Consider the following 3,918-nt stretch of genomic DNA (forward strand, 5'->3'; position numbering starts at 1 on the left):
GAAAAATGCAATACTTAATAATCTTGCCAAAAAACTATAAAATTGGATTATGGTCAAAATTGTTGGACATCTCATTTTATGTTAAATAACACGGTTGCATTTTAGAAAGGTTATATCGTTATTTCTAATGAGAAGAATTATAATTAAAGTACAAACATTGTTTTAACTTCCTGTCGTAGTATAGAAGCGAAATACTTGTAGTAACAATAAAGTAAGCTAAAAAAAATAGATCTATTGTATAGTTACTTTACGAATCTTATGGTTTCTATCGTCTACTACATATAATATGCTAGTATCTACTAACGCCATTCCTCGAGGAGCAAAAAATCTTGCTTCTGTAGCTGTACCATCTACATATCCACTCTCTAAGTCACCAGCTAAGGTTGTTACCACACCAGCAGAATCAATTTTGCGAATTTTATTGTTAGTAAATTCTGAAACATAAAGAGTACCATCACCTGCTACAGTGATGTCTGCAGGAAAATAAAAACGTGCTTCAGCCCTAGTTCCATCTATAGTGCCAAAGTCTGCGTTACCTGCAACCGTACTCACTATACCATCAGGGCTAATTTTGCGAATCTTGTGTCTTTCAGTAATATAAAGAGTACCATCACTTCCTATTGTTATACCAGAAGGATTATCAAATGTCGCTTGTGCTGCAGGGCCATCAACAGCTCCCAAACTTCCGTTGCCTGCAACCGTACTCACTATACCATCCGGACTGATTTTACGAATTCTATAGTTATTTAAGTCCGTTATATAAAGCGTGCCATCACTTGCGATAGAGATATCTGTAGGCTGTTTAAAAAGTGCTTGTGTTCCGGGTCCATCAGCATATCCTCCCATAATATTACCATCTCCTGCTATAGTACTCACTATACCATCAGGGCTAATTTTGCGAATTCTGTTACTACCTGATTCAGCAACATAAAGAGTGCCATCATTGGCAACAGCTATGCCATTTGGACTATTAAATCTTGCTTGTGCTGCAGGGCCATCAACATATTGCTGAATACCACGATCTCCATTGCCTGCAACCGTACTCACTATACCATCCGGACTGATTTTACGAATTCTGTTGTTAAATGTATCTGATATATAAAGTGTGCCATCGCTGCCTACAGCTAAGTAATGAGGATTTTGAAATTTAGCATTAGTACTTGTGCCATCGATATAACCTTCAACACTTCCTGCAACAGTAGTTACAGTGATTGTTTCAACATATCTAAATGAAGAAGTACTTTTAGCAGATTTACTATTAGTAGTCACCACAATATCTCCACTGCCTGCTACAGGCGGAACGATTATATTTATAGAGGTAGCCGTAGCTGCTGTTACTAGACAGTTTTTAGCATTAATAGTAACAACATTTTCAGTAAGAACTGTACTAAAACCTGTACCAGTTATTGTAACTGCAGTTCCACTAGTACCAGAAATTGGATTAATAGCGGTTATAGTTAGGGCCACGGACTCAGGAACTGTAGGGTCAACTTTAGGTGGCAGGACGACAGGATCCGGGTTATCTTTTTTGCAGGCACTTAAATTAAAAAAAAGCAAAATTATTGATAAAACATACACCCTATGCAAATACAGTTTCATAATTGAAGGAACAGTATAAATTAATTGTATACCTGTTTAATCGATGATTTAATAATTATAATTTCAAATACAGCTCTTAAAAAACCTTCTTACTACATAGAACTGATGTACAAATACACAATTTTAAATTATCTGATAACTACTAATCTATCTAATATTTATTGTTTTTTTTAATAGATAATAGGCTACGGCCTTACTTATAGAATTACACTACTTAATTGTCTTTGTTTAATAAGTAGTCTTATGTTGACCAGCATTGTAGAACTTCAATAAGTAAAAGGACAACTTATTTGAAGTGAAGATATTAGATTACTACAAAATGAAAAGATTTATATGTAGTAACTGCAAGGAGGTTTTCTGAAGTAAAAAAATATACATACCTAAGATATAGTAGTATATAATTATTTTATATATTTGCCTATGACTCCTATCAATCAAGGCCTACTTAAGGGCAGTCTCCATGCCATCATCCTAAAACTGCTCTCCGATTCAGAGTGGATGTATGGCTATGAAATCACCCAAAAAGTGAAGGAACTCACTAGTGGAGGGCTCCGCATTACGGAAGGAGCCCTGTATCCGGCCTTATACAAACTTGAAGCCGAAGGGATTCTCACGACTAGAACGCAAGTAGTAGATGGGCGTGCTAGAAAATACTATGCCATTGCCCCAGATCAGCAAGGCAATGCAGCAGAAAGGCTTTCGCAGATCGAACAGTTCCTTTACCACCTACAAGGCATACTTACTCCCAATGCTTTAATCAAACTGCCCACTAGTTAATCGCTCTTACCTCTATGACACAAACCCAACACATAGCAATTGCTAAATTTCTGACAGAGCATTGTCACTTGATTGAAACCCCCTTTATTGAAGAGATGAGCGATCATTTTGCTGACTCTGTGGAAGAGAAAATGGCCTGCCGCCTGTCGTTTAAGAAAGCCCTGGAGCTGACCCTAGAAGAATTTGGTGGAGCAAAGAACCTGCAAAAGATGGAATGGACTTACCGCAAACAGTTCTTTAAGCGGGAGATGCGCACCTGGTGGAAGTTGGTAAAAAGACAGTTTGCTATGGCAAAACTCCTCCGCACGCTGCTGGTAGTGGGCTTTATTACAGTGGCAAGCCTAAATTATAGGCTGGTGAGTGATTTTTTGGGTACAAGCAACTGGAAAGCTGTTAGTTTTACCCCCAAGTTGTGGAGTCTGGTATTAGGAGTGATGCTGACCTTATTTCTGCTTCAACCCTTTTTTCCCTCCTTCAAGAAAATAGGCGTAGTGCAGTCTCCCACCTTGTTCAAGACCTTGCTATGCTTCTTACATTGGGCTACCCTTTGGTTGCTCTATGTAAGCATTGATGCCATCAAGATGCCCATGCATTGGCAGGGTTTTGCTTATGCCACCATGTGGTCCATCTTTGCCGTATTGTTTCTGGGCTACTTGGACTATGTACAAAAAACAAATCCAGACTCAAAGTATTATCAACTAAGATAGGAGCATGAGAGAGCTGCTGATGTACTTCATCTGGCAAAAACGGGCAAAAAGCCATTTGGTCAGTTTATATTCACCCGTTGAGTATAGGTTCTTAAAAATTGCCAATGGGTAGCATCAGGTTACTAATAGCAACTCCATTATTGCTCTTCTGTAAAATTAGATTTTTCAAAGTTACATAAAGGGAATTATGTAAAGCAGAAATAAATATCTATTACCTATTGTCTGTTATATAGATGGGCCAACAACCGTACTGAAAAACTAATTAAGGCTTAAAAACGATGGGTAACTGCATCCGAACCTTGACAGGTTTGCCCGCTTGTTTGCCTGGAATCCACTTGCCAGAGCTTAGCTCAATAAGCCGTAAAGCTTCTTGATCACAGCCATACCCTATTCCTTGTTCTACCTGTGCATTTTCCACCTCTCCTGCTTTGTTGATCACAAAGCTTACAAACACTTTTCCTTCAATATCTGCTTTTTTTGCCTCCCTAGGATAGATTAGATTTTTACTAAATAAGCTAAATAAAGCCCCCATCCCACCAGTGTACTCCGGGTGTTGTTCCACTACCCGAAATATCTCTGATTTGGGATCATACGCTATCTGCTGGCTGAGCCTAAGGCCAATAGGCTGCTTGCCTTGAATAGCCGGTATCCACTTGGGGCTAGCCGTAAAAATCTGTTTTAGCCTTTCAGCTACTTGCTCACTTATCCCTTCCAGCGAATCTACCTTCACCATTCCTGCTGCATCTACTGTAAATAAAGCTTTTGTGGAAAAAGCATCTTTGTATATATTAATTGAATGATCCACCAGATTTCAGTTCAAAAGTAGGCCAGTGGA

4 protein-coding genes are annotated in these 3,918 nt (G+C 38.7%); 2 read left to right on the forward strand and 2 right to left on the reverse strand.

What is annotated here, in order from left to right; all coding sequences use genetic code 11:
* Positions 1 to 231 precede the first annotated feature (231 nt).
* A complete protein-coding gene (locus Q0590_RS36805) occupies positions 232 to 1,599 on the reverse strand; it encodes an NHL domain-containing protein (RefSeq protein WP_302042683.1) in 1,368 nt (455 codons plus the stop codon).
* A gap of 420 nt (positions 1,600 to 2,019) precedes the next feature.
* On the opposite strand from Q0590_RS36805, the gene Q0590_RS36810 reads away from it, so the two are divergent.
* Both Q0590_RS36810 and Q0590_RS36815 read left to right on the forward strand, forming a co-directional pair.
* Positions 2,020 to 2,376, forward strand: a complete 357-nt coding sequence (locus Q0590_RS36810; protein WP_302042684.1) for a PadR family transcriptional regulator — start codon at positions 2,020 to 2,022, stop codon at positions 2,374 to 2,376.
* Positions 2,377 to 2,390: 14 nt separating this feature from the next.
* Complete coding sequence (locus Q0590_RS36815) at positions 2,391 to 3,083, forward strand: hypothetical protein (RefSeq protein ID WP_302042685.1); 693 nt, start codon at positions 2,391 to 2,393, stop codon at positions 3,081 to 3,083.
* 262 nt (positions 3,084 to 3,345) lie between these two features.
* Here the strand turns inward: Q0590_RS36815 and Q0590_RS36820 are convergent, their stop codons facing one another.
* Complete coding sequence (locus Q0590_RS36820) at positions 3,346 to 3,888, reverse strand: energy transducer TonB (protein WP_302042686.1); 543 nt, start codon at positions 3,886 to 3,888, stop codon at positions 3,346 to 3,348.
* Positions 3,889 to 3,918 lie beyond the last annotated feature (30 nt).

This window comes from Rhodocytophaga aerolata, from assembly GCF_030503435.1.
Lineage (GTDB): Bacteria > Bacteroidota > Bacteroidia > Cytophagales > 172606-1 > Rhodocytophaga > Rhodocytophaga aerolata.